Here is a 24,576-nt window from a genome sequence, read left to right as displayed (position 1 = left end):
TTTGAAGCACCTCCTAGAGTATGTTCTATATCTTCTTAGATCTAAGAACAGCTCTGGAGGTGTTTTTTTAATGGCGATTATAGCGAATTATGCGAATTAAAGATCAGGATGCCAGAACGTCGATTACTAAGAAAACACGGAAATGCTTAGGCGCATGAGAAAAAACGCGTTATATGCCGGGCAATTTCATTCATGCAATCTTCCACCTGAGGGTATATCCCGATCTTATCGATAAAACCATGATCCATGCCGTTGTATTGAATCAACTGGGTTTTAACCCCCGAACGTATTAACCGTCTCGCGTAGGCCTCGCATTCCAGCCGAAATTTATCATACTCTGCAGTAATGATTAACGTTTCCGGCATATCGCTTAAATCCACGGCATGCAGTGGTGACACATAAGGGTCTCTGGGACTTGTTTTACCTTGCAAATACACTCTGCGAACAAGCGGCAAAGAATCCTTTAGGCCATAAATGCTCGCCAGGATCAATTCCCTATGCTCATGGTTGTTTATCGTATATTCTTCAATATGCCATGCATGGTCATCTGTATCGATTTCTGCAAGGTTGACCGAAGGGTATATCAGAGCCTGATACTTGATTATTCTCTTTCCCAGATCACGATCTTTCAACGCACACACGGTTGAGTAATTGCCTCCGGCACTATCTCCGGTTACGGCAATCTGTTCAGGATTCACATCGATTTGTGAGGCATTATGGAATACCCATTCCACGGTATCGAAGCAGTCCGTCATTCCTGCTGGAAAGGGATGCTCCGGCGCCAGCCGGTAATCTACCGCAATAACTGCCGCATTTGCTTTTTCGGCCAGAATTTTGCAGGAATTCTCAATGACTCCAACAGTTCCTCCCATGAATCCGCCGCCGTGAAAAAAAAGAATGCCCGGCAATCGATTACGGCTAGTCTCCGGCCGATAGATCCTAATCGGGATCGTTCCATTTTGCCCGTTAATATCGAGATCCCTCGTTTGTATTCTGGTACGGGTGACATCTTTATTCGGGCAACCCATTTGCGCTCTAAGCTGGGCAATAGGGATATCCTCGATCTCCATATGTTCGGCACCCGTTACTTCCGGCAAACCACCGCCAGATAAAAGCTGCTCCTGGAGAACTGCTCGCACTCTAGGATCCAGGACACCTTTGTTAGTGTCTGAGCCGGGTACCTTTTTGATTAACATATTCAATCCGTTACGGATCTCGGTCCTTGTCTCGTCATGAAGTAATTGAACGCATTGATCGTAAGTCCATAAATCCTTCATTATCCCTGCACACTCCTTAATTCCTGTTCTATCTTCTTGATGAAGAGAAACAGAGGATTTATCTGCTCCGCTGTAATTCTCTCAGATCCCGCCACTTGATCAGGATAATATTCTCTTCTCTTATGACGGATTGGATTAGAGGATCACGAAATAAGTGATATTCCATATTCCGGTGCTGCCATGTGGAGGTTATTGCTTTTAACTCCTCCGACTCCAGGGAAGGATGGAAAATAAGCTCCGTTACCCCCTCCGAAAGACCACGGAGAATATCCGCCGTATACTGTATAAAGGTGCCATAGTCCATGTCTTGAGCCGGAGTGAAGGGCAGAACTTGAAGATAATCAGGAATAATCACGCCTTGCTCATCCGCCAATCGGATCATTTGTTCCTCATAAGGAATGAAGTCATACGCATGTCTAGGCATTCGAAGGGGCAGTCCGTATTTAGCGCTGAGTTCTATGACGAGCTCCATGAAATGCCTTTTCGTTCCTGCTGCCCCGTGCAAACTTATCATATGATTGTCCAGATGGGTAGGATCCACGCCTAATCTAAATGCCGTCTCGATTTGGGCGATGCACTCTTTTCTGATATCATCAGGATCAGCCAAGCCGACGGGAACCACGTCTTTTGGAAAATGACCAAGCTCATCCACAAAGGAAATCCTGCGGTCAAATGGTGTGATAGGACCCCATTTGAAATTTTCCCACTCGCTCGTAAAGGTTAAGTGGATCCCTACATCAAATTCTGGATAAGCCTTGGCAATAGCGGCAGCCTCTCTCATCCATGGGCACGTAAACATCAAGGAAGTGGAAGTTATAAATCCATCCTCTAGCAGAGAGCGAATTGCCCGATTCGTGCTATTGCACATGCCGAAATCATCAGCGTTGATAATAAGAAGCCGGTCTCCGCTTTTATATCCCAATTCCTTCAGCAGCATTGTATCTTCTCCTTTAGCAATCATTCTGCACAACACCTCGCGCCAGATCCGGATTATTCAGCTTTATTGGTCACGCCGATCCACGTATCTCTTTCTTTAAACCGGGAACCGATCAGCGTCGGCAGTACACCCATGTCGGACAATATTGGCGCCATCCATACATTGCGGGAAGATTTGACTTGAACACTGTCGTTCACGAAATGGCAGGTGATTTGGTCATTTATCGCATACTCCGTCATGAACAGCTTAATCTCCAGCACATTTTTTTTGCGCCATACGCCATACGATGCATATTGAAATGGAAAACCGGAGATCTCGGTTGTGCCTCTAGCCATACTGCCAAGTCCGACCTCAAAATGGGATTCTTGATCCTTATCCGCTAGCGTTACCTTAATCGCCTGTTCATCCGCTGAGAACGAGAGATCCGTATATCCGGCGCGGTTCGGTTCCAGGCTGTAGGTTACCCCGGTCTGATCCCATTGCATCTGGGAAGATCCAGGAGCGGATTCCGGCAGATAAGAGAGCCCGCTGAGCTTTTTTATTAACTTATCGTACATCACAGGATTCGCTTCCAGCGCCAGTTGCTCCATTCCCGGAAGCAGATGCTCCCACACCAAATCCAACACGGACTGCATTTCCATTAAACCTGCGGTCATAGCAATGACGGCATTCTGGTTCGGCATGACCACGCAGAATTGGCCGAATGCCCCATCTCCCCGGTACGCATCGTTCCTGCAGCGCCAAAATTGATAGCCGTACCCTTGCGACCAGTCGCTGGGATCTCCTGGTTCGCCATTGGATACCTGTTTGGCCGTAGCAGCTTGAACCCACTCCTTGGACAATATCCGCTTCCCGTTCCACTCCCCGTTATGCAAGTACAGCAGTCCGAATTTGGCGATGTCCTCCGTCGTAATTTTCATCCCGTAACCGCCGGCATGAATGCCTTGCGGGCAGGTAAGGGTGTTTACGTTCTCTATGCCAAGCGGTTCCAGCAGTCTTGGGCGGAGATAATCCAACAGCCTCTGGCCGGTCACTCTCTCAATAATGGCGGAGAGCATGTAGCTGGCGCCGGTATTATACAGGAAGTAGCTGCCTGGCTCCCGCTCAATGGGAGTCTCCAGAAACGCTTTTACCCAGTCGGTTTGGTTATTCCATAAGATAGGCAATGTATCCTGCGTATGCCCTGTGGCCATGGAGAGCAAATGCTTCACTTTCAGGTTACGCATATTAGCCTCAATCTCTTTGGTTACATGCTCAGGAAAAAATCGGAGTACCTGATCTTCAAGTGACAGGAGTTGTTCATCTACCGCCAGACCAATCGCCGTTGAAGTAAAGCTTTTGGTCAGTGAATTCAACTGGTGCTGATCCTGCCTTTGGTATGGCTCCCACCAGCCTTCCGCGATAACATGATCATTTTTAACTATCATAAGGCTGTGCAGCTCTAGCTGCTCGGTTTCAATGCCTTGGATAAAAGACAGAATCGAGCTTGACGTCATGCCCTGCTGTTCAGGCGTACTGCGTGGCAATGAATATGGTTTCATAGTCTGACAACTCCTTTAAAATACAGAATAAAGTATATCGGATTTGCGGCCGCCGCTTTGTCTATACTATCTCCTCTAATTTGTTCTGGATTTAAGCTCCTCCATCATCGAAGGAAATTCCTTATCCAGCTTATAGAAGCACAAGATCACGATTTGAATAATAGCCAGTGCGATCGGCATGTAAATGGATAAAAATTTGATGGCAGCTATTGCGGACGCCGATTGGATGGCCGAGCTTCCGCTATAGCCGCCGATGGCCAGCACCCAACCGACTACCGCCGTACCAAGGCCTGTCCCGATCTTGGTGCCCAGGCCCGCTGCGCTGAAGACCAGCCCTTCGGTTCGTATCCCGGACTTCCATTCCCCGTACTCAACCGTATCAGCCAGCATGGCGAATAATGTTCCCAGTAACGGCCCCATGCCCAAGCCTTTCAAAACGGTGCCTGCAACGACCACATTAATGTTCTCCGGCGCTACCATCATGACCAACTGACCTGAAATCAGAATGATACTCCCGACAATCGCCGCATTCCGTTTTCCAATTTTCTTAATAATAGGTGCCAGCACAAGCATCAACAGTCCAACAGGCAGGAAGGTGGCCAGCGTCAGTATCCCGATATAATTGGCATCACCCAATAAATATTTGGCATAATAAACGTTAGTTCCCAATATGGCTCCCTGGTTCATGAATGTGAAAACGACCATCAGCGACAGGATGAACCAATATTTATTACGAAACAATGCCTTGAAACCGTCTTTAACGGGGATGTTGTGCTCCGGCTGGCTTGAGGCAGCCCTGACCCTTTCCTTCGTGAAGAAAAAGCAAATCAGAAAGAAAACGGTAGAGAGCGCTCCCAAGATAATAAAGGTATTCCTCCACCCTTGCGCACCGCCGCCCATTGCGTTCACAAGCGGTAATGTGGTCATGCCAATCAAAATGGTCACAAGCGTAGCCATAAAGCTGCTGCTGATATTAAGGACAGACCGTTCCTGGCGATCCTGCGTAATGAGCGAGATCAGAGCTTGATAAGGATTCGTAATCGCGGTGTAGATAATGCCGATCGCGATATTATACGTAATATAGGCATAAATTAATTTTCCCGCAGGTCCAACGTCAGGCACCATGAACAGGAGCGCGGTTGCAATCCCGGAAGGAACAGCCATCCAGAGAAGCCAAGGCCGTGCCTTCCCGTATTTGGATTTTGTCTTATCGATGAGGATGCCCATCCCAATGTCGCTGAACCCGTCAAATAGCCTGGACAGAAACAATAAGGTTCCTACTGCTGCCGCACTAATCCCTGCAATGTCCGTATAGAAAAAGGCAATAAATGAACTGATCGCCCCAAAAGCAATCGTACCCCCGGCATTTCCCAGACTATAGGAAAACTTCTCGCCCCATCCGATTTTTTGCCCCTGAACCACATTCTCCTCTTTCATGAGGAAATCCCCCTTTAAAGGCTGTAATCTGCTAATGATGCATCTTGCAAATCAAAAGTTATATAATGTTAGCGCTTCCCTGATTATATCCGCTGACCGAATTATTTTATGGTATAATTTTTATTATTTTAGTAATAAAATTATTGGATTTTTGTGCATAGCATGCAGCAGAAAGGAGTCCTTTCCATGACTCAGCCTAATTCTGTGGATTTGGAGTGCATCTGCAAGCTTTTATATGAGACGTTCCATATCCCGGTTTTCCATTTGAATGAGCTGGGAGAAATACTGTTCGAGTGTTCGTCCAGATATGCTCTAAACCCTTTATACAGTTCAAAGCAGGAGCTGGTGGGGCATATATTCGATTCCGAGGATCCCTGGGAGTTTCCTGTATTCAAAACGACATCCTCCCACGAAAAATTTTTTTCTGTTAGTTTGGAGGGGAAGGGATCCGTGAGCGGAAGCATCCTGGTGGGCCCTTCGATGGATCCGGAATCCTATCAGCATATGATGAATGACCTTGCGGCCGGGACAAGCCCTGCTGTGAACAAAGACAGGATGATCGACTATTACCGCTCGCTTCCGATACTCGATAATTTGAAGCTTATTAATGCGGGAATCCTTCTCTATTACATGATTTATAGTAAAAAATTGGATACGGCAGAAGTGATTCAGAAAAACAAGCTTATTGCGCGGAAGACCATACCCGTTGAACATGTAGATTTGGCCATTTCGGAAAATAGAGAGCATATTGCTTTTCATCATGATCCCTTATTTGAAAAGAAGTTATTTCAGAATGTGAAGGAGGGACGGAAAGAGGAACTAACGAAGTACTCGTCGATTGCTCCGGAAAAGGGCAGCTTTGGGACGATGTCGAGGCGAAGTCGCTTGCGGAATCAGAAAAATGTAGCCATTGTCGGGATTGCCCTCTCTACCAGGGCCGCTATAGAAGGGGGAGTTCATCCGGAGGTAGCTTATACCTTGAGCGATTTGTATATTCAGAATCTGGAAGAGATGAACGAGGTTAAGGCGGTAGATATTTTATTCAAGGATGCTCTATATGATTTCGCCGAGCGTGTGCAAAACGTCAAGAGTCAAAAGTATTCGAAGTCGGTGACATTATGCCAGGACTATATTTTCAAGCATTTGTACGAGGAGATCAGCCTTTCCCAGCTTGCTGAAGCCGCTGGCATGAATCCCTGCTATTTGTCGGATCTTTTCAAGAAAGAAACCGGCATTTCCATAAGTGAATTTATCCAGCGTGAAAAAATTGAGGAAGCCAAGAAACTGATGATTTACACCAACCACTCTTTATCCGAAATTTACACCATGCTTAATTTTTATGATCAGAGCTACTTTACTAAGGTGTTTAAGAAGTTTACAGGCGTGACCCCTAGACATTTCAAAAACTCAAACGGCGCGTGGTAGTCGATTAGAGGCTGAACATATGGAGTAAAGATGATTGTTCCTCCATTCGCTCAACACACTTCGGCATTTCGTAACACTTCGGCATTTCGTAGAGTTGTATGGACATTAACCGCGACAATAAGCGTATCTGCCTGTATTAACGAACCCCGATCAGAGACTCACTTGGCCGTCGCCATAACATTCATTCGCTCCAAAATATCAAATAACGCCTCGTTGAATTTCTCCTTCCGGTCAAGCATAGCAATTAGATTTTGATTTGACCCTTGGTTTCGTATGATTATGTATGAATAATCATATAGATTTGACCGCGTAAAGGCAAGAATGATGAATTTGGTATGAAAAATCATATAGAACTTGTCATTTGACGTTTATTTCGACGATTCTATACGAAAAATCATATATACAGTTACAGATTTACTATTAGCACGACAAGTGTAAATAAGTAGGCTTACCGCCAGAGCTTTGGCAGTTTTTTTGCACCCTTTTCGAGGGAGTGATTCATCTGCCAAAGCTAACAGTTGACCCGTTCAACGACAGCTGTCCCGACCTCCCCGTTGTGGCTGGCCCCGGGGCTCTTGGAACTCTTCTCGTTCGAATCATGTTTGCAAGCTGTTGAACGGAATGCCCAAAGAGGGCCGCGTCAGCCTGCCCATTGGCAATCTGTCGCAGCCCTCCATCCCGCGTCCGGCGCGGTCTTACGCTCACGTCTCACGTTGGAAATTGGACTGTCCGTACTGTTTCACAGCTTCAGCGCTTCAGCCATTCAATGGCATTAGCTTCATCAGCAGCTTCAGCGCTTCAGCCATTCAATGTTCAGCCATTCAGTGGCCATTAGCTTCAGTGGCATTAGTCGCTCTTGTCCAACTTAGTGTATCGCGGCGACGGATTCACGAACGACAAGCTCCGGTGCCAGGCGAACTGTACGCGCATTCCCGCCATGAAGCAGCTCAATAAGCAGCTCTGCCGCCAGCAGACCGATTCGATCCGAACGGTGGCGGATCGTGGTGAGCGGCGGACTCGTATACGCGGTAAAATATGCGCCGTCGTAGCCGGTAACCGAGATGCTGCCAGGCACCGCAATCCCGCTGCGATGCAGCTCTTGAAGCACCCCCATCGCCATCAGGTCGTTGGCGCAGCTGATAGCCGTGAGCTCCGGGGCACGAGCCAGCAGCAGGCGAGCGGCATGAACACCGCTCGAGCCGCTGAAGTCGCCGGCCTCTAAGAGTCTCGGTTCATGTTCAATGCCCGCCTCTCGGAGCGCGTCGCAGAAGCCCTTGTACCGTTCCTGCGAGAACGGCAGATTAGCCGGACCGTTCACATAGCCGATCTTCCGGTGCCCTAGTTGGGTCAGATGCTGTCCGATGAGCCGCCCTCCCTCGTAGTTGTCGGACATAACCAGAGAGCACTTGAAGCCTATGCTCTCTCCCAACGAGACAGCAGGCACCTTCAGCCGCAGCGCTCCCTTCATAAGCGGGTGCTCCTTCCCGAACGGCTGCATGAAGATACAGCCCTCGAGGTTGCGCATGCCTACCCATTGGGACAAGCTGTTAGGCTTATAATCGTAAACCGGTATGGAGAAGATGAGCATGTCCTTGCCGATCAGCCGGAGCGCCTTGCGCAGCGGAGCGAACAGCTCATCGTACTCCCGAACGAATTCATTGTCGAGCTCGGGCATGAATACCCCTATAAGATTGCTCTTGCGGGTGACCAGCTGCTTCGCGCCGAGATTCGGCACATAGCCGAGCTCTGCCGCCGCCTGTTGAACCTTGGCGGCCGTTCGAGGGTGGACGCCATAGCTCCCGTTCAGCGCCCGGGACACAGTACTTGTCGATAAACCTACTCTCTTCGCAATGTCTTGAATGGTAGCTTCCAGCGCACCATCACCCTTTCCCGTCTTTTGCCAATATTTTGCCGGCTTCCAACTTTGATAGTTTGTCATAATTATAAGTTTTTCCGTTTTTAGAAGCCAGCTCCTGAATGGCCGCTAGCTGCGTCTTCGTTGCCGGCTGCGCCTGGATGATAGCCATCATATTGTCGTGGGCAATTTTCTTTGCCACCGCCGGGTCGTCCAGCAGGTACAGGATCCGATACATCGCGTCGATCGCTTGTTCCTCGCTCTCGAGGTCATAGCCGGAGTCGGAACTAAGCAGGAAGCGATCCGGGTACTTTTTCATAATGGGTATAAAGATCTCGGGATTACCCCCTCCATCGGGATTATAGACGGAGAACCCGGCGAAAAAGTCGGCATACAGGTTCGGATACATCCCGAGCAATCGATCGATTTCTTCCGGCGAATTGTAAGCATTCATATGAGCGAAGATAAAGGTTGTGTTCGGATGAGCCTCCAGCGCCTGTTCCAGCTTGAGAATTGGCAAGCCGTTCGGCGGATCAATGTGAAGCAGTATCGGCGCTTTATAAGCCGCAATGAGGTCGTAGATCTCCGGCAGGAACCCATCCATAGGATCCGAGGCCTTCCAGTCAGCGAGGGATACGATTGGTGAATAGGTCGAGGCTCCGGCAATCTCGCCAAGGCCGAAGTAACCTTTCTCCAGATTGTCGCGAATGACGTCCAAACTGCCTTCGTCATGTAGGTCGAAGCCTGAGAAGAACGGGAAAAACAGATCGGGTGAGCTCTGATAGGCCCTCCAGGCGGCTGCATCTGTCTCGATCGCGCTCGGCTCGGATATGTTGCCGAAGAGAACGACTTTGTCGATATGATATTCCTCCCATGCATCCAGCATAGACAAATAACGCGAGCTGGAGGCATTGTGGTTATGCGCGTCGATTAATCCCAGTGGCTGGAAGGCTTCGGCAAGCTGCTCCAGCGTTGGGGTGCCCCCGGCTTGCTTCAGCTTTGCTAGGCGTTTCTCTACCGTCTTAAGGGAACCTGACGGATCTGTTTCAGCCCTTCCAAACGGTATGAAGCGGCTGCCGTTCAGCCAAACGATGACAAGAACGATAATACAGCCGACTGCCAGCAGAGCTATCCTCGCATGTCTCGGCTTCAGCTTCATTTTCATTATGAACACTTCCTCTCTTTATTTTTGGGAACGTTCCCAAAATTGAATATAATATACTCCATTTATCAATAAATTGTAAACTATAATTTGGGATCGTTCCCTAAATAGCAGGACAGAGGTGCTTTTTATGAGCAAGCTATTGTAAGGTGCGCAAAAAACAAAGAGGGCCGCAACCGTCTGCCCGTTGGCAGCCTGTCACAGCCCCTAAGCCTGCGTCCAAACGCGGCCTCTCGACACTTACTCTTCTCCCGTAGCCACCGGATTCTCCTCATAGCTGATCCAATCGCTCCAGCTCCCGGCATACAGCCGGACATTGTCATAACCGAGCGAATGGAGCGCTACGAGGTTGGGACAGGCGCTGACGCCGGAGCCGCAGTAGACGATGACCTCGCGGCCGGCATCCAAGGCAGCTGTCACTTCAGAGAGTCCCGAACGGCGCTGCTCCTCGGACGTCCATTTTCCATGGGCGTCGAGGTTGTTCCTCCAGAAAGCATTAATCGCGCTGGGGATATGTCCGGCTTTGGCGTCGATCGGCTCGGTCTGTCCAAGATACCGGGGCGCTTCGCGGGAATCGACCAGAAGGACCCCAGGGCTGCCGATCGCGCTGCGGACGTCATTGACGTCGGCGATTAAATTTGGCCGGATGGCCGGCTGGAAGGATGAAGGGATGACGACCCGCTGCTCTGCGGTTACGGGATAGCCATCTTGTTGCCATGCCGAGTATCCCTCCTCCATGACATACGCCTGGTCATGGCCGAGCCAGCGCAGCAGCAGCCAGAGCCTAGAGGCGTTCATGCCTCCTTGGTCGTCATAAGCTACGACAATGCAGTCGTTGTTGATACCGACCTGGCCGAGGCGCTTCGCAAGGACGTCCGGGGCGGGCAGCGGGTGCCGGCCGCCATGCTCGCTGACAGGCGCGGAAAGGTCACTTTCCAAATCGAGGTAGATTGCGCCCGGGATATGGGATTCATCGTAAGCCGTCCTGCCGGCCTTAGGCGCTCCAAGCTGAAAGCGGCAATCGACGATGACCATATTGGGCTCGTACATGCGTGCTAGGAGCCACTTTTTGGATACGAGTGGGTTCGTCATGGTATGGATCTCCTTCCAAATTTTATTTCTTGAGTTCATAGAACTGGCAGCTGCTGCGGTTATGGTAAGAAAGGTCGCTGACGCTGGATTGCGTAATGACGGTATCCTCGGTGAGGCGGATAATGACCGATCCCGATTCGATAAGGTGGTTGTCGTGAAAGACGCGAATGCGAAGGCCTTGCTCCATTGCCGTTTGCAAATCATGTTCAGTGATGAGACGCCGAACCGTGGGCATTGTTGTACCATCTCCTTTGGAGCGAGCAGTTGGCCTGCTCTCCTGTAAACTCATCTGACTTCTCTATTGTAGAGACATTAGCCCAACCGTGACAAGCGACTACTCCATATATTATAGAAAAGATTTCTAGAGCAACGATGAACGGAGCAATTGCGAATCGTTTCTACAAGGAGGATGGGTTATGGCAAGGCCATTATGGCGGAGGAGAATCGGAAGCCGCATGTTCAAAAGGGCGAAGCTGTGCAATCGGCAGGGGACATCGTCTTCATGGTCTGGGTTTAAGGTAAATGCGCATGTATTGCAAAGGGTTGCGACCAGCATGCTGCCGTTCTATAGAGCTGTCGCGACGAGTGACAGGTTTGCGATTTCGTGGAGCAGGGCAGTTGTCACGGCAAATCTGGATTTGATGAAAAAGCTGCTTGCCTCTGTGGCTCCGCGAGCAGCCAGGCAGGGGCTGGGCACGAACGGGATCGGCTATTTTGTAGATTTCATCTTTCCCAAGCTGGTATACACCAACGGCACGACGATTCCGCCGGGAACCGTGCAATTTGTATTCGAGCCGAAGGTTCATCAGGCGATAGCCCGGGCGGTTCTGCCGTTATACCGCAGACTTGCCAGCGACAGAACCTTTGCCTGCAAGCTGGCCATTGCAATTCGCCGTGGCAATCAACGGCTGGTGAACACGCTTGTGCGCAGTGTGGTGCATACCCGGGCCTTGAAGGCCGTCCATATCGAGGACGAGGGCACCGCCTTGTCCTTTAAATATCCGTTTGCTAAATTCAAATATCGGAACCTGCTGTTTCGTGAGACATTTTTTGGCCGTAGAAGAAGACTAAGACGAAGGAACGGCATTTGATTGAAGAGTAAAAGTGAGAGCAGGATATGGAGATACAGGGTTTGCGGGTAGCGTGGGAAAGCGTGAGGAATGCAGGTATGCGTAGAACCATGGCCAATGCCGCACGGCATACTCTCAACTTCCCGGCCCCCCAAACATTACCCTCCAGGAAGCCACTGTGCCCGTTAATGGGAAACAAGAGTCGGAAGCAAGAAACGGAAATGAGAAACGAAAAACAGGAAATGAGGAAACGTGTAAACGAGAAGCGAAGGGCGAGAAGATAGAAGAGAGAGTAAGAAGCAAAGAAGCAAGAGGTAAGAAAGTAAAAGGCGAAAAGCAAAAAGTGAGAAGCATATAGCGATAAAAAAGCAAAGAAGCGATAAGCAAGAAGCAGAGAAACAAGAAGCAAGAATGGAGAAGAAAGAAGAGAAAGGGAAGAAGCTATAAAAGAGAAGCGCATGTATTTGCATACGCTTCTCTTAAATAAATTATAGTGGAGGATTGCGGTGACATTTCCGGCATACGGGGTAATACGATTCGTTGCCGCCGATTTGGATTTGCTCGCCCGTATAGACGGGTTTCCCGTTCTCGACGCGGAGATTCATCGTCGCTTTGCGCTCGCAGAACCAGCAGATCGTCTTCATTTCCTCGATTTTATCCGCGTAAATAAGCAAAAGCCGGCTGCCCTCGAACAGCTGATTCTGGAAATCGTTCTTGAGGCCGAAGGCCATAACCGGAATATTCAGCTCATCCACGATCCGGACAAGCTGCTCGATGTTATCCTTGTTCAAAAATTGGCACTCGTCCACAAGTATGCAGTAGGGCCGTGGCTCCTGGCGGCTGACCATGCCGAAGATATCGGTGTCGTCCTTAATTGGGACCGCTGGCCTGCGCAGGCCAATCCGTGAGGAGATATAGCCGACCTCGTCCCGGTCGTCGAGAGCCGAAGTGAAGAGCATGACCGGTTTGTTCTGCTCCTCGTAATTATGCGCCACTTTGAGAATCTCAATGGATTTGCCGCTGTTCATCGCCCCGTATTTAAAAAATAGCTGTGCCATCGCTGCGCCCCTTCTCTGGTTGTTCATTCGATTAATTATATAGCGGGGACACCCCATCGCACAATGAGTCCGGCATGGGTAAGGCCGCTGCCGAAGCCATAAATGAGCAGCCGGTCTCCAGTCTTCAGCTGGCCGCTATCGACCCCCGCCTGCAGGGCAAGCGGAATAGAGGCTGAGGAGGTGTTGCCCATCAGCTGCACGCTTTGCAAGGTTTTGCCCAAGGGGATATTCGCTTTCTCGCAGATCGATTCGATCATGCGCAGGTTGGCGCTGTGCGGGATGAACCAGTCGATCTGCTCCCGGTCTACGCCAGCCTGCCTCAGCAGCTGCTCAATGCCGGCTGAAACCGTGCGTACGGCCCATTTGAACACCTCGCGCCCGTTCTGGACAATTTTTCCGCTGCCTTCGAGAGGGATGCCGTTCATGGACGAGGACAGACCCGAACGGTAAACGCTGATACCTCCGGTTCCTTGCGTTCCCATAACGGTAGCCTCAAAGCCGCCGGCCTCTGTATCATCCCGCTCGACCAGAACCGCACCGGCACCGTCGCCAAACAGAATACATGTGCTGCGGTCGCTGTAATCGGTTATTTTAGTCATCGTCTCTCCTGCGACAACCAGTATCTTCCTGTGCAATCCTGAAGTAATCAGTCCATTGGCTAAATGCAAGGCATAGGAGAAGCCCGCGCAAGTCGCATTCAGATCGACCGCTCCGGTGCTTGCTATTCCAAAGTGACCCTGTATTTGGCACGCTACGCTGGGGAAGGAATAATCCGGCGTCGTTGTCGCTGTGAGGATCAGATCCACGTCCTCTAGCGATTTGTTATAAGTATCGCGCAGCTTCTCAATAGCCCGGATACACAAGTGGGAGGTGAATTCGTCGTCTGACGTGATGTGCCGTTCCTGGATGCCTGTTCGCTGGACGATCCACTCGTCGCTGGTTTCAACCATTTTCTCGAGATCTTCATTCGTTAAAATTCTCTCCGGAACGTAGGTGCCGATGGCGGTAATCCGGGATCTGGATACAAGCGTCAAATCAATCACTCCTTAGAATTGTTGGTAGATACCATGGAAAACCGCGTATTCAATAGGTTGAAAAAACAGCGGATCATGATGTTTAATGGCATAAATTTTTTATGTGATTAATACTTGGTGTTGTTATCAGGTTTTAGTACCTAGTACTAATAATTGAATAGTATCAGCATTGTATAATTATTGCAACCTATTTGTGAATGAATACTGCGGCTGATTAAGGTCATCCTGGATAGCGAAATAGGGATGTTATAGAGAGGGTATAGGCGTGCATTGAGATAATGCATGCTTGTATGGAGATGACATAGGCATGTATAGAAAAATGATGGCAAGCGTGTATTGTGCAAATGCAGTGTATATTGTGCAGATGAAGGCTTGATTAAGCTGATGCAGTGTCTACTAAGCAGATGAAGGCTTGATTAAGCTGATGCAGTGTCTACTAAGCAGATGAAGGCTTGATTAAGCTGATGCAGTGTCTACTAAGCAGATGAAGGCTTGTATAGAGCAGATACAGTGTCTACTATGCAGATGAAGGCGTGTACTTAGAGCAGATGCAGGTGTCATACTGAGAGCTGCACGCATAATAGGGATGATGCAGACAGTAGAGACAATATAGGCATGTATAGAGATTATATAAGGATATATATAGACGGTAAAGCACATGTAGCAGATATGGCTGTGTAACGTAATGTGGAAAATAAAAATGATGCAGATATTCAGGTTGAACGGATTTGAGGGGGGAGGTACTAAGTCAGCATTAGTTCCCCATTCCTCCGGATGTTATAATGAACTATGAAAGGAGTGCATCAGTGAACTCATGAAAACATTAGTACTGGCGGAGAAGCCGTCCGTCGCGCGGGAAATTGCGCGGGTGATGGGCTGCCGCGATAAGCATAAGAGCCACCTGGAAGGGCCCAAGTACGTCGTGACCTGGGCGCTGGGCCACTTGGTAGGGCTCGCCGAGCCGGAGGACTATGACGCAAAGTATCGTACCTGGGCTTTGGAGGATCTGCCGATTTTGCCTGACAAAATGAAACTGAAAGTGCTGCGGGAGAGCAGCCACCAGTTTAAGGCGGTACAGCAGCTAATGAGAAGGCAGGATATCGCTTCTCTGGTCATTGCCACCGATGCCGCGCGCGAGGGCGAGCTGCTGGCTCGATGGATCATGGACATGGCAAAATGGAACAAGCCATTCCAGCGACTGTGGATCTCCTCGCAGACGGATAAAGCCATCAAGGAGGGCTTTGCTTCGCTTAAGCCAGGGAATCAGTATGATCGGCTGTATCAATCCGCCCGATGCCGGGCGGAAGCGGACTGGATGATCGGGCTGAACGTAACCCGGGCGCTTACTACCAAATTCGGGTCACCGCTATCGGCAGGGCGCGTTCAGACGCCGACGCTGGGCATGATCATGCAGCGGGAGCGGGAAATCCTCTCTTTTCGCTCGGAGGAATACAGTACGCTCCGCGTGGACCTGGGCTCGTTTGAGGCGGTTTGGCGGGGGGCGAATAACGATTCCCGGATTTTTGACCCGGAGCAGGTGAAGCAGCTTCAAGCGAAGCTGGACGGCCGCAGCGGCAAAATCGTTAAGCTGAAAAAAAGCGAAAAAACCGTGCCCCATCCGCTGGCATATGACCTTACGGAGCTGCAGCGGGATGCGAACCGCCTGCTCGGATTTTCCGCCAAGCAGACCTCCAATGTGCTGCAGCGGCTGTATGAGCAGCATAAGCTCGTAACTTATCCGCGCACGGACTCGCGTTATTTGACGTCCGACATGAAGGATACGCTCAAGGAGAGATTGGCGAGCGTAGCTGTCGGACCGTACACTTCGCTGGCAAGGCCGCTGCTGCGCAAGCCGCTCCCGCTCAGCAAGCGCATTATTGACGACAGCAAGGTTACCGACCATCACGCCATCATTCCAACCGAGCAGACTGTGCTGCTGAATGCGCTCAGCTCAGAGGAGCGCAAGTTATATGACCTCATCGTAAGGCGGTTCATTAGCTTGTTCTACCCGGCGGCCCGCTTCGATCATGTCTCTGTGACTCTGGAAGTCTCCGGTGAGACCCTGCATGCCAAGGGGACAACGATGAAGGATAGCGGCTGGCGCGCTGTGTATGATGGGCAGGCGGTAGACGAGGACGAAGAGGACGAGGATGCGCTCGAAGAAGGCAGCGCTCTGCTTCCTGAGCTGAAGGAAGGCGAGAGCGTGACCGTGAAGCGCTGCCGCATTCAGAACGGCCGGACGCTGCCGCCGAAGCGTTACAGCGAAGCGGCGCTGCTGACGCAAATGGAGAAGCACGGCTTAGGCACGCCGGCGACCCGCGCCGACATTATCGAGAAGCTGGTCAGCTCCGATACGATCGAGCGGCAGGGCAACCTGCTGCATCCGACCGGCAAAGGCAAGCAACTGATCGAGCTGGCCCCGAGCGATCTGCGCTCGCCGGACCTGACGGCCAAATGGGAGGCCGAGCTGGAGCGGATCGCGCGCGGGCAGGGCAAGCCGGGGCCTTTCCTGGAAGGAATCCGGAATATGGCTAAGGGGCTCGTAAGTGGTGTGAAGAACAGCGAGGCGACCTACAAGCCGCATAACGTGTCCAACAGCCATTGCCCGGACTGCGGTACTCGTCTTCTGGAGAAGAAGACGGGACGCGGGCTGATGCTGGTCTGTCCCGGGGAGGACTGCGGTTATCGCCGCTCCGGCGAGAAGCGCCTTTCGAACCGCCGCTGCCCGCAGTGTCATAAGAAAATGGAAATGAAAGAAGGCAAGGCGGGACGATACGTGCAGTGCCTTCCTTGCGGCATTACGGAAACGCTCGGCAACAATGATCCTAAACGCATGAACAAGCGGGAAGAGAAGAGGCTCGTAAGTCAGTATACGAAGAAGCAGGAATCCATCGGCTCGAACCTGGGAGAGTTGCTGAAGGCGGCGATGGAGAACAAGAACAAATAGCATCGGGTGGACAGCAGTAGCGTTCCGCGCACTGCACCAACTCGCATATGCTGCACATACGCAGACTTACGCTGTGTGCACTACACACACTCGCATACGCAGCACGTACGCTGTGTGCATTGTACACACTCGCATACGCAGCACGTACGGTGTGTGCACTGCACCAACTCGTATACGCAGCACGTACGCTGTGTACACTGCACACACTCGCATAAAACAGGGGGATGCTCGGGAACCTATAAATTAGGAGGTGATCAGCATGCCCCATCATAAATCAACCAAGATTAAAGATCAGCAGAATAAGTCCAGCATTATGGAAGAAGCGATAGAGCCAAAGCTGAAGAAGCAAGCCAAGAGGCCGCCCAGCTTGAACGAAGTCCCGAAAATGTAAAGCAGACGAACCTTTCCATAGGCAAGGCTCCCCTTTGTGGGAGCCTTTTGCATTTATTCCGTTAGCGTTATAATAAAGTTAAGGGATACATGTTCCCAAAGTCGGATGAAGGTGGGGCGGTGAGCATGAGATCCGGGCTGCTGCTCTGGTTTCTAATTATTAATATAGTTTCATACCTGGTCATGGCCGACGATAAACGCCGTGCCCGTCAGAGGCGCGATCGGATTCCGGAGCGAACGTTGTTTCTTTTGGCTGCCATCGGGGGTTCGCTCGGTGTTCTAGCGGCCATGAATGTGAAGCGGCACAAAACGAAGCACGCCAGCTTCCGGATCGGCATTCCGCTGTTGCTTTTGTTGAATGCAGTTTTGTTGGGTTATTTTCTATTCTAATGGTTTATTTAATTGAGTAGATTTCTTTGCACGATCTCGCTTCATTTGTACTCATCAAAAGGACAAGGAGAGGTGCTGACTTATGTTATTTAACAAGATTGTTGCGGCTTATGATGGTTCGAAGGCAGCTACCAAAGCGCTGGATAAAGCGATTGAACTGGTGAAGCTTTCGCCGGGGGCTACCCTTGAAGTGATTCATGTTTTTGATTTTCCTCGCTTCTACGTTGCGGAGGGTTATGCCCCTGTGCCGGCTTCGGTGAATCAGGATTTCTATGAACTGGCAGAGAAGACGGCCGAGGAAGCACGAAGCCGACTGGAGGCCGCGGGCGTAAAAGGCAAGGTCGAGCTGATTCAGGGAGCGCCGGCCGAAGTCATTTTAGACTATGTGAAGAAGCATAATAATGACGTCATCATTATCGGCAGCCGCGGCCTGGGAGGAATCCGCGAATTCGTGCTTGGCAGCGTTAGCCATAACGTTGTTCAGCATGCCCGGGTGCCTGTGCTGGTAGTTAAATAAGCATATATGGAGAGAGTGTCCTTAGCGTTTATAGGGGCGCTCTTTTTTGTTTACTTTGTTTGAAGCGGGGTTTGGTTTGCTTTGTTTGAAGTGCGGTTGGTTTGTTTTGTTGAAGCTGGTTTATTACTTTGTTTTGAAAGGGGACTTGCTTGGAAATTGGGTTTACTTTGGGCAGGGTGAGTTGGCTTATGGTCATGGTGATACAATCTTTAATTTGACTTGGGGAGTGTCCGATTCAGGGGGATACAGTGAACAGCTGAGCTTTGGGAAAGGAGAGCGGATGGAGATTTTGCTGATGAGCGGTATTTTGCTAGCTGTAGGCATATGAATCTGCGCGGTGTTAACAGTGGCTTGGGGATAACGTTACTTTGGCGGCGATGTTTTCCTAAATTGGATTTACCGGTTATAGCGTTGCTTGGTGTTAGCGGCTACCTGGGTCATCGTTGCTTGGTGTTAGCTGCTACCTCCAGGTAACGATATCTGGTGCTATACGTTACCTATGCTAACGATATTCGGAGGCAGCGTTGCCTGGATTAACGTTACTTGGTGCTAATCCTGACCGATCCTAAACTACCCGGGGCTTACGTGATCCAGTGCCAATACCATCAGTTGCTAACGGACATAGAGGGCGCTATTTCACAAAAAAAGGGGAATTTTTAGGATTAACGGACACAGGATCCGCTATTAGGCTAAAAAGATCATATTTCGCATGGATTTCCTCTAAATAAGGTCTTCTGTGTCCGATAGCAGATATATTTTGGCAAAATAAGCGAAATAGCGGATCTCACGGTTCAACCCCCTAAGTTTGGACACTTTCCACATCATACTTAGGAAATCACATTATAGCGCAATTTTCTTTGGGTTAATCAAGCCCGCGGTGACTAAACGCAAGTATTCCTTGGGCGGCCAATCGTAGAGACTGCCGTGGATGCGTTCTGTGTTGTAGTATCGAATAAATCGGTCGACCACTGCAAAAGCCTCTTCGTAGGTTTCAAAACAATTCCGCTGGTAGCATTCTTGCTCTACAATGCTGTGGTACGACTCAATAAAAGCATTCTTGTTTGGCGTTTGGTTGGGGATCCTTTCATGCTCTAACCCCGCTTGCTCGCAAAAGGCATGGAACGCTTTGCTAATGAACTGCGGCCCATTATCCGTCCGGATCACCAACTTGTGTTCTTGTTCGTGGATTCTACGTTTAAAGAGCGAGTTCTGTAGCGTGTGGAGAATGTCTTGGGTGCTGGAGACCTTTCCACGGTAATGGGCGACAATGCTCCGGTCAAACACGTCAATGATGCTGGCCAGGTAGAAATGTCGGCGTTTGCCGGCTACGTAACCATACTTAATATCCATTTGCCATAGCTGGTTTGGTCCGCTCACAATACGGTTATTGGCGAGCTTTTTAGGTACGGGGTTTTTCAACTCTCGCTGTGGATGGAGAATCCCCATTTCTTTGCAGAGACGGTAGGTCTTCTTTTTGTTAATAATTAGCCGGTATTTTCGCCGCAACAACGTCGTCAGCTTCCGATAGCCGAAGGCAGCGTTAAGGCCTTGAATCAAGCGTCTGAGGTATCCTTTAATGCGAGCATCTCCTACCTTTTTTCCATCCTTGTCATAGGAGAAGCCTGGAACAGGCCGACCGCTGCTGACTGGCTGCTGGCGTTCAGGATGCTTTAGGCGATAGTAGTAACTTGAACGTGGGACTCCACATAGAAGGAGCACCTTTTGAACGGGATACCCTTGCTGAATCCAATAGATAGCTACTTCCAATCGGGATACTTTTTTTTTACCAGGTCTCGTAGAATGCTGTTCTCGAGCTCTTTTTCGCCTAGTAGCTTCATGGCATCGTTGTATTTCTTCTCTAGTTCCTTGAGATTGGCTGCATCCTGCTTCATTTTTTCTGCATCGTTTTGCTTCTTTTTCATAAGGTCACCCACCTCATCTTGATACTGGCGAACCCACTGGCTTAACGTTCTAGGAGACATTCCATGCTTCCGGGCTACTATCTCCGTCCGATAACCCGAGAGCACCTCTACCACAAGCTCCTTCTTCGTTTCATTGGGGCACCTAAATCGTCTTTTCATGGATTCTAACTCCTCACTCATTTTAGTGTATCTGAGGTGGATTAGAGTGTCCAATTGGATTAGGGGGCTAAATAGCTCATGTCCATAAGGGACTAAAAGGGACCACATGCGTACGAAATGGATAATTCCATTAATATACAGGGTCACTTGGTAGAATGATGCAGGGTCTCTTGCTGGAAATGCGTAGGCTTACTTGCTGGAAATGCCGTAGGGTTATTTGGTGGAACTGACGCAGGGTCACTTTTGTGAAAATAACGCGGGGTTGCTTAGTGGAGATGTCAAGCTAAAAAACGAACATTATTTTCTTTGTATTTAATAATGTTCGTGTTTGAGTTGACATGAGCTATCCAGGATTGTTACACTGATAGAGGACGGCGGGTAAACCGCCAATATGAATTGAACTCGTATAAATCCGGGAATATGGCCCGGAAGTCTCTACCTGAAAACCGTAAATTTTCGGACTACGAGCGAATACACCAGAAGAGGGCCTTTGCCGCAAGACATGTGGTCGACCGACCACTGTCAAGCAGCGCACCCGTGTGCTGGGAACTGTACGAGCTAGGTGCTGCGCGCGGTACGAGGCATTCTTCATATGATTGCAAAATGTTCAGGGGGCTAGGTTTTGTTGGGCTGTCTCCCAACACTACGGCTTGGATAGGGTACGCGGCAAAGCTGCGAAATGGCAGATCCGGTTATGCATGGAGTTGCAAGCATACATGGGGTTAGCCGACTGCAAATCTATGCCGAAATTTCCGCACATTTGCATTTGCAATCATTTAGACTAATCCGGTATTAGCGGTATCATAGGGTGCTGAGCGATCTTTATAACGCCTGAGGCATGAGCCCTGTGAATCCGCAGTCAGGTGTCAGGTGTATTCTCTCTTGGTCCGGGAATCTGAAAATACTTGTTATTTTCCAGAATGCTCCGGATTTTTTTATGGGCTGTGGAGCAAGAGGGAATAAGAGCATAAATAGATCAAATACTTTATCGAAGGAGTGGGTTGAGGCATGTCAGCACAGGCACAGGTGGCAGTGATCATGGGCAGCACATCGGATTGGGAGACAATGTCCCATGCTTGCGCCGTTTTGGAGGAGCTCCAAATACCTTACGAGAAGCAGGTGGTATCCGCGCACCGCACGCCGGATTTGATGTTTGAATTCGCGGAGCAAGCTGCAGGCCGGGGGTTGAAGGTCATTATCGCCGGTGCCGGGGGAGCAGCGCATTTGCCGGGCATGGTCGCGTCCAAGACGGTTCTTCCCGTAATTGGGGTGCCGGTGAAATCGGCGGCCTTGAACGGACTCGACTCCTTGCTGTCCATCGTGCAAATGCCGGGCGGAATTCCGGTGGCTACGGTGGCCATCGGCAAGGCTGGTGCGATCAATGCCGGATTGCTGGCAGCGCAAATGATCGGAGCCTTCGATCCTGAGATAGCGTCCCGTGTGCAGGAACGCCGCGATCGGATTCGTGAAGAAGTGCTGGCAAGCTCGGCCGATCTGGGGGAGAGCCAATAATGAATCGATCCACTAAGTCAGCAAATGGCGCACGGGACAAGAGTGCTAGAAATCACGAAACTGAGCAAACGAAGCAGCAGGCGGAATTAGATGGACAAGATGTCGCTGCTGGACAAGCAAGTGGGCAAGATGTTGATGTGCGACAAGCAAGTGATGCCGCAGGACAATCTGATGTTGTTGCAGGCCATTCGGGGCAAGTGGGGCACCGAGGACAAGCTGATGTTATTGCTGGAGACGCAAGACACGTTGGAGACGCTGGAGACGTAAGGCAAGTTGGACAAGCAGGACACGCAAGACAAGCCGATGCTGTTGCTGGTCACACTGGGCAATCTGAAGGCCTTGAGCATACCAAGCGCTCTGTAAAAGTGATCCCGCCGGGGTCGACGATCGGCGTGCTTGGCGGCGGACAACTGGGACGCATGATGACGCTGGCAGGAACGAACCTCGGTTACCGGTTCGTCACGCTCGATCCAACGCCATCATCGCCTTGCGGACAAGTAGCCGAGCAGATCGTCGCCAGCTACGACGATCAGGAGGCGGCGAAGAAGCTGGCCGAGCGGTCGGACGTCATCACGTACGAATTCGAGAACGTGGACGCCGGCGTAGCAGCGCTGCTCGAGGAGCTGTCGCACGTGCCGCAGGGCAGCCGGCTGCTCTATACGACGCAGCACCGCCTGCGCGAGAAGCGGGCCGTTGAAGCGGCGGGAGCTGCGGTGGCTCCCTACGCGGAGATCGGCAGCGAGCAGGAGCTGCGCGAGGCCGTGGCACGGCTGGGCATCCCAAGCGTGCTTAAGACGGCGACCGGCGGCTACGACGGCAAAGGGCAATGGGTGATCCGCTCGGAAGCGGAGATCGGCCCTGCTTATGCTGAGCTAAGCCGGGCGGGCACCGAGCTCGTGCTGGAGAAATTCATTCCTTTTGTGAAGGAATTGTCCGTTATTGCAGCCCGCAGCCCGCGCGGCGAAATCCGAACATTCCCGGTGGCTGAGAATATTCACGTCGATAATATTCTGCACGCCTCCATCGTGCCGGCGAGAATTGATCAGGAAGTACAGCGTGAAGCAGAACGGCTGGCATCGCGGATTGCAGAGTCAATGGAAGCCGTCGGACTGCTCGCGGTCGAGATGTTCCTGACCGGGGACGGACGGATCTACGTGAACGAGCTGGCGCCGCGGCCGCATAATTCCGGGCACTATACGATGGAGGCCTGTACAACATCGCAATTCGAGCAGCACGTCCGGGCGATTTGCAATTTGCCGCTCGGCGAGGCGAAGCTGCTGACGCCGGTCGTTATGGTGAACGTGCTTGGCGAGCATGTCGAAGCCGTAACGGAAGCCGTGGCGACGGGACGCTGGGGCGAAGTTGAAGCAGGCAGCACCGCATTGGCGAACGTTGTGCCGAAGGTGCATTTGTACGGCAAGGCCGGATCGGCCGCCAAACGCAAAATGGGACATGTCAACGTACTGTGCAGCGATGTGCAGGACGCGATTGATTTTATACAGCAAACTACAATCTGGAGGAATCAGCTCATATGATCGAACGTTACAGCAGACCCGAGATGAGAGCGATCTGGACCGAAGAGAACAAGTTCAAAGCCTGGCTGGAAGTAGAAATCTGCGCGTGTGAGGCTTGGGCAGAGCTAGGGGTTATCCCGAAAGAAGACGTTCAGCTGCTTCGCCGCAATGCCTCCTTCGATATAGACCGCATTTACGAAATCGAGCAGGAGACCCGCCATGATGTGATCGCGTTTACCCGAGCCGTATCGGAAAGCCTGGGAGCAGAACGCAAATGGGTGCATTACGGCCTGACCTCCACAGACGTTGTGGATACCGCTCTAGGTTATCTGCTGAAACAAGCGAATGAGATACTCGAACAAGATATTGTGAACTTCATTGAAATCCTCCGCGAAAAAGCTATTGCCTACAAGAATACCCCGATGATGGGCCGTACCCACGGTGTTCATGCGGAGCCGACGACCTTCGGTTTAAAAATGGCCCTGTGGCATGAGGAAATGAAACGGAACCTGGAGCGGTTCCGCCGGGCCGCAGACGGCGTGCAGTACGGCAAGATTTCCGGTGCCGTTGGCACCTACGCGAACATCGACCCGTTCGTCGAGGAATACGTCTGCAAGAAGCTGGGCACGAAGCCGGCGCCGATTTCGACGCAGACGCTGCAGCGCGACCGCCATGCTGAGTATATGGCTACGCTGGCACTGATTGCGACATCGCTCGATAAATTTGCGACCGAAATCCGTGCTCTGCAGAAGAGCGAGTTCCGGGAAGTGGAGGAGGCCTTCGCCAAAGGCCAAAAGGGCTCCTCAGCGATGCCGCATAAGCGCAACCCGATCGGCAGCGAGAACATTTCCGGCTTGTCCCGCGTCATCCGCGGCCATATGGTGTCCGCTTACGAGAACGTGACGCTGTGGCATGAGCGCGACATCTCGCATTCCTCGGTCGAGCGCGTCATTCTGCCGGATGCGACGATGCTGCTCAATTACATGCTGAACCGCTTCGGCAATATCGTGAAGAACCTGACGGTGTTCCCGGAGAACATGAAGCGCAATATGAGCCGCACGTTCGGCGTTCCGTTCTCCGGACGCGTGATGACGAAGCTGATCGACAAGGGCTTCAGCCGCGAGCAGGCTTACGACACGGTTCAGCCCCGGGCGATGCAGGCCTGGGAGACGCAGCGCCAGTTCCGCGAGCTGATCGAGGAGACGCCGGAAATTACCGCCGTACTAAGCAAGGAAGATATTGAGGATGCTTTTGATCCGTCCTGGCATTTGAAGCATGTAGACACGATTTTCCGCAAGCTCGGATTGTCTGAATAACTACGAAGCTAAGGGGGCTGG

At 51.0% G+C, this 24,576-nt stretch carries 23 protein-coding genes and 1 riboswitch; of the genes, 11 read left to right on the top strand and 12 right to left on the bottom strand.

Annotation, left to right across the window (positions count from 1 at the left end; all coding sequences use genetic code 11):
* Positions 1-146 precede the first annotated feature (146 nt).
* The 4 genes from BN2762_RS25445 to BN2762_RS25430 all read right to left on the bottom strand — a co-directional run bounded on the left by BN2762_RS25445 (position 147) and on the right by BN2762_RS25430 (position 5,192).
* Entirely contained in the window at positions 147-1,277 is a 1,131-nt protein-coding gene (locus BN2762_RS25445) for an alpha/beta hydrolase (RefSeq protein WP_055109751.1), read from the bottom strand.
* A 58-nt stretch (positions 1,278-1,335) separates the two neighbouring features.
* A complete protein-coding gene (locus BN2762_RS25440) occupies positions 1,336-2,238 on the bottom strand; it encodes a polysaccharide deacetylase family protein (protein ID WP_083485179.1) in 903 nt (300 codons plus the stop codon).
* 29 nt (positions 2,239-2,267) lie between these two features.
* Positions 2,268-3,755 (bottom strand): serine hydrolase domain-containing protein, encoded by a 1,488-nt coding sequence (locus BN2762_RS25435; RefSeq protein WP_055109747.1) that lies wholly within the window; start codon positions 3,753-3,755, stop codon positions 2,268-2,270.
* A gap of 75 nt (positions 3,756-3,830) precedes the next feature.
* Positions 3,831-5,192: an MFS transporter gene (locus BN2762_RS25430; RefSeq protein WP_055109745.1), complete on the bottom strand. Its 1,362-nt coding sequence runs from the start codon at positions 5,190-5,192 to the stop codon at positions 3,831-3,833.
* Positions 5,193-5,642: 450 nt separating this feature from the next.
* On the opposite strand from BN2762_RS25430, the gene BN2762_RS25425 reads away from it, so the two are divergent.
* Positions 5,643-6,617, top strand: a complete 975-nt coding sequence (locus BN2762_RS25425) for a helix-turn-helix domain-containing protein (RefSeq protein ID WP_230202601.1) — start codon at positions 5,643-5,645, stop codon at positions 6,615-6,617.
* Between the two features lie 865 nt (positions 6,618-7,482).
* On the opposite strand, the gene BN2762_RS25415 is transcribed toward BN2762_RS25425, so the two are convergent.
* The 4 genes from BN2762_RS25415 to BN2762_RS26400 all read right to left on the bottom strand — a co-directional run bounded on the left by BN2762_RS25415 (position 7,483) and on the right by BN2762_RS26400 (position 10,961).
* Positions 7,483-8,556, bottom strand: coding sequence for a LacI family DNA-binding transcriptional regulator (locus tag BN2762_RS25415; protein WP_083485178.1), 1,074 nt, complete (start codon positions 8,554-8,556; stop codon positions 7,483-7,485).
* Positions 8,498-9,637, bottom strand: a complete 1,140-nt coding sequence (locus tag BN2762_RS25410; protein WP_230202600.1) for an amidohydrolase family protein — start codon at positions 9,635-9,637, stop codon at positions 8,498-8,500. Before BN2762_RS25410 ends, BN2762_RS25415 begins: the two co-directional genes overlap by 59 nt.
* Before the next feature lie 237 nt (positions 9,638-9,874).
* Positions 9,875-10,726, bottom strand: coding sequence for a sulfurtransferase (locus BN2762_RS25405; protein ID WP_055109738.1), 852 nt, complete (start codon positions 10,724-10,726; stop codon positions 9,875-9,877).
* A gap of 22 nt (positions 10,727-10,748) precedes the next feature.
* The gene (locus BN2762_RS26400) at positions 10,749-10,961 is read right to left on the bottom strand and encodes a hypothetical protein (protein WP_074048691.1); all 213 of its coding nucleotides are present in this window, start codon (positions 10,959-10,961) and stop codon (positions 10,749-10,751) included.
* A 220-nt stretch (positions 10,962-11,181) separates the two neighbouring features.
* Between BN2762_RS26400 and BN2762_RS25395 the strand changes: the two genes are divergently transcribed.
* Positions 11,182-11,817, top strand: a complete 636-nt coding sequence (locus tag BN2762_RS25395) for a hypothetical protein (RefSeq protein WP_055110407.1) — start codon at positions 11,182-11,184, stop codon at positions 11,815-11,817.
* Between the two features lie 467 nt (positions 11,818-12,284).
* On the opposite strand, the gene BN2762_RS25385 is transcribed toward BN2762_RS25395, so the two are convergent.
* Complete coding sequence (locus BN2762_RS25385) at positions 12,285-12,854, bottom strand: thymidine kinase (protein WP_055109732.1); 570 nt, start codon at positions 12,852-12,854, stop codon at positions 12,285-12,287.
* 35 nt (positions 12,855-12,889) lie between these two features.
* A complete protein-coding gene (locus BN2762_RS25380) occupies positions 12,890-13,888 on the bottom strand; it encodes a ketoacyl-ACP synthase III (protein ID WP_148500014.1) in 999 nt (332 codons plus the stop codon).
* 814 nt (positions 13,889-14,702) lie between these two features.
* Between BN2762_RS25380 and BN2762_RS25375 the strand changes: the two genes are divergently transcribed.
* From BN2762_RS25375 to BN2762_RS25360, 5 genes are all read left to right on the top strand, one after another.
* Positions 14,703-16,835 carry a DNA topoisomerase III gene (locus tag BN2762_RS25375; RefSeq protein WP_055109728.1) on the top strand — a complete coding sequence of 711 codons (2,133 nt, stop codon included), beginning with the start codon at positions 14,703-14,705 and terminating at the stop codon, positions 16,833-16,835.
* 259 nt (positions 16,836-17,094) lie between these two features.
* Positions 17,095-17,226 carry a hypothetical protein gene (locus BN2762_RS28120; protein WP_262362842.1) on the top strand — a complete coding sequence of 44 codons (132 nt, stop codon included), beginning with the start codon at positions 17,095-17,097 and terminating at the stop codon, positions 17,224-17,226.
* A gap of 125 nt (positions 17,227-17,351) precedes the next feature.
* A complete protein-coding gene (locus BN2762_RS25370; RefSeq protein ID WP_055109726.1) occupies positions 17,352-17,615 on the top strand; it encodes a DUF1294 domain-containing protein in 264 nt (87 codons plus the stop codon).
* An 82-nt stretch (positions 17,616-17,697) separates the two neighbouring features.
* Positions 17,698-18,132: a universal stress protein gene (locus tag BN2762_RS25365; protein ID WP_055109724.1), complete on the top strand. Its 435-nt coding sequence runs from the start codon at positions 17,698-17,700 to the stop codon at positions 18,130-18,132.
* 46 nt (positions 18,133-18,178) lie between these two features.
* Positions 18,179-18,460, top strand: a complete 282-nt coding sequence (locus tag BN2762_RS25360; protein ID WP_055109722.1) for a hypothetical protein — start codon at positions 18,179-18,181, stop codon at positions 18,458-18,460.
* 512 nt (positions 18,461-18,972) lie between these two features.
* Here the strand turns inward: BN2762_RS25360 and BN2762_RS25355 are convergent.
* A complete protein-coding gene (locus tag BN2762_RS25355) occupies positions 18,973-19,983 on the bottom strand; it encodes an IS3 family transposase (RefSeq protein ID WP_148500013.1) in 1,011 nt (336 codons plus the stop codon).
* Positions 19,890-20,234 (bottom strand): transposase, encoded by a 345-nt coding sequence (locus BN2762_RS25350; RefSeq protein WP_230202599.1) that lies wholly within the window; start codon positions 20,232-20,234, stop codon positions 19,890-19,892. Before BN2762_RS25350 ends, BN2762_RS25355 begins: the two co-directional genes overlap by 94 nt.
* A 361-nt stretch (positions 20,235-20,595) precedes the next feature.
* A riboswitch (purine riboswitch) is annotated at positions 20,596-20,697 on the top strand.
* A gap of 524 nt (positions 20,698-21,221) precedes the next feature.
* Between BN2762_RS25350 and purE the strand changes: the two genes are divergently transcribed.
* From purE to purB, 4 genes are all read left to right on the top strand, one after another.
* Positions 21,222-21,725: a 5-(carboxyamino)imidazole ribonucleotide mutase gene (gene purE, locus BN2762_RS25345; RefSeq protein ID WP_055109716.1), complete on the top strand. Its 504-nt coding sequence runs from the start codon at positions 21,222-21,224 to the stop codon at positions 21,723-21,725.
* Positions 21,726-21,815: 90 nt separating this feature from the next.
* Positions 21,816-21,992: a hypothetical protein gene (locus tag BN2762_RS27170; RefSeq protein ID WP_154674790.1), complete on the top strand. Its 177-nt coding sequence runs from the start codon at positions 21,816-21,818 to the stop codon at positions 21,990-21,992.
* A gap of 152 nt (positions 21,993-22,144) precedes the next feature.
* Positions 22,145-23,260, top strand: coding sequence for a 5-(carboxyamino)imidazole ribonucleotide synthase (purK, locus tag BN2762_RS25340; RefSeq protein WP_392391608.1), 1,116 nt, complete (start codon positions 22,145-22,147; stop codon positions 23,258-23,260).
* Positions 23,257-24,555 carry an adenylosuccinate lyase gene (purB, locus tag BN2762_RS25335; protein WP_055109711.1) on the top strand — a complete coding sequence of 433 codons (1,299 nt, stop codon included), beginning with the start codon at positions 23,257-23,259 and terminating at the stop codon, positions 24,553-24,555. The genes purK and purB overlap by 4 nt, the downstream gene beginning before the upstream one ends.
* Positions 24,556-24,576 lie beyond the last annotated feature (21 nt).

It is taken from the genome of Paenibacillus ihumii, from assembly GCF_001403875.1.
Taxonomy (GTDB): Bacteria; Bacillota; Bacilli; order Paenibacillales; family Paenibacillaceae; genus Fontibacillus; species Fontibacillus ihumii.
This window is presented reverse-complemented; position numbering and strand designations above follow the sequence as displayed.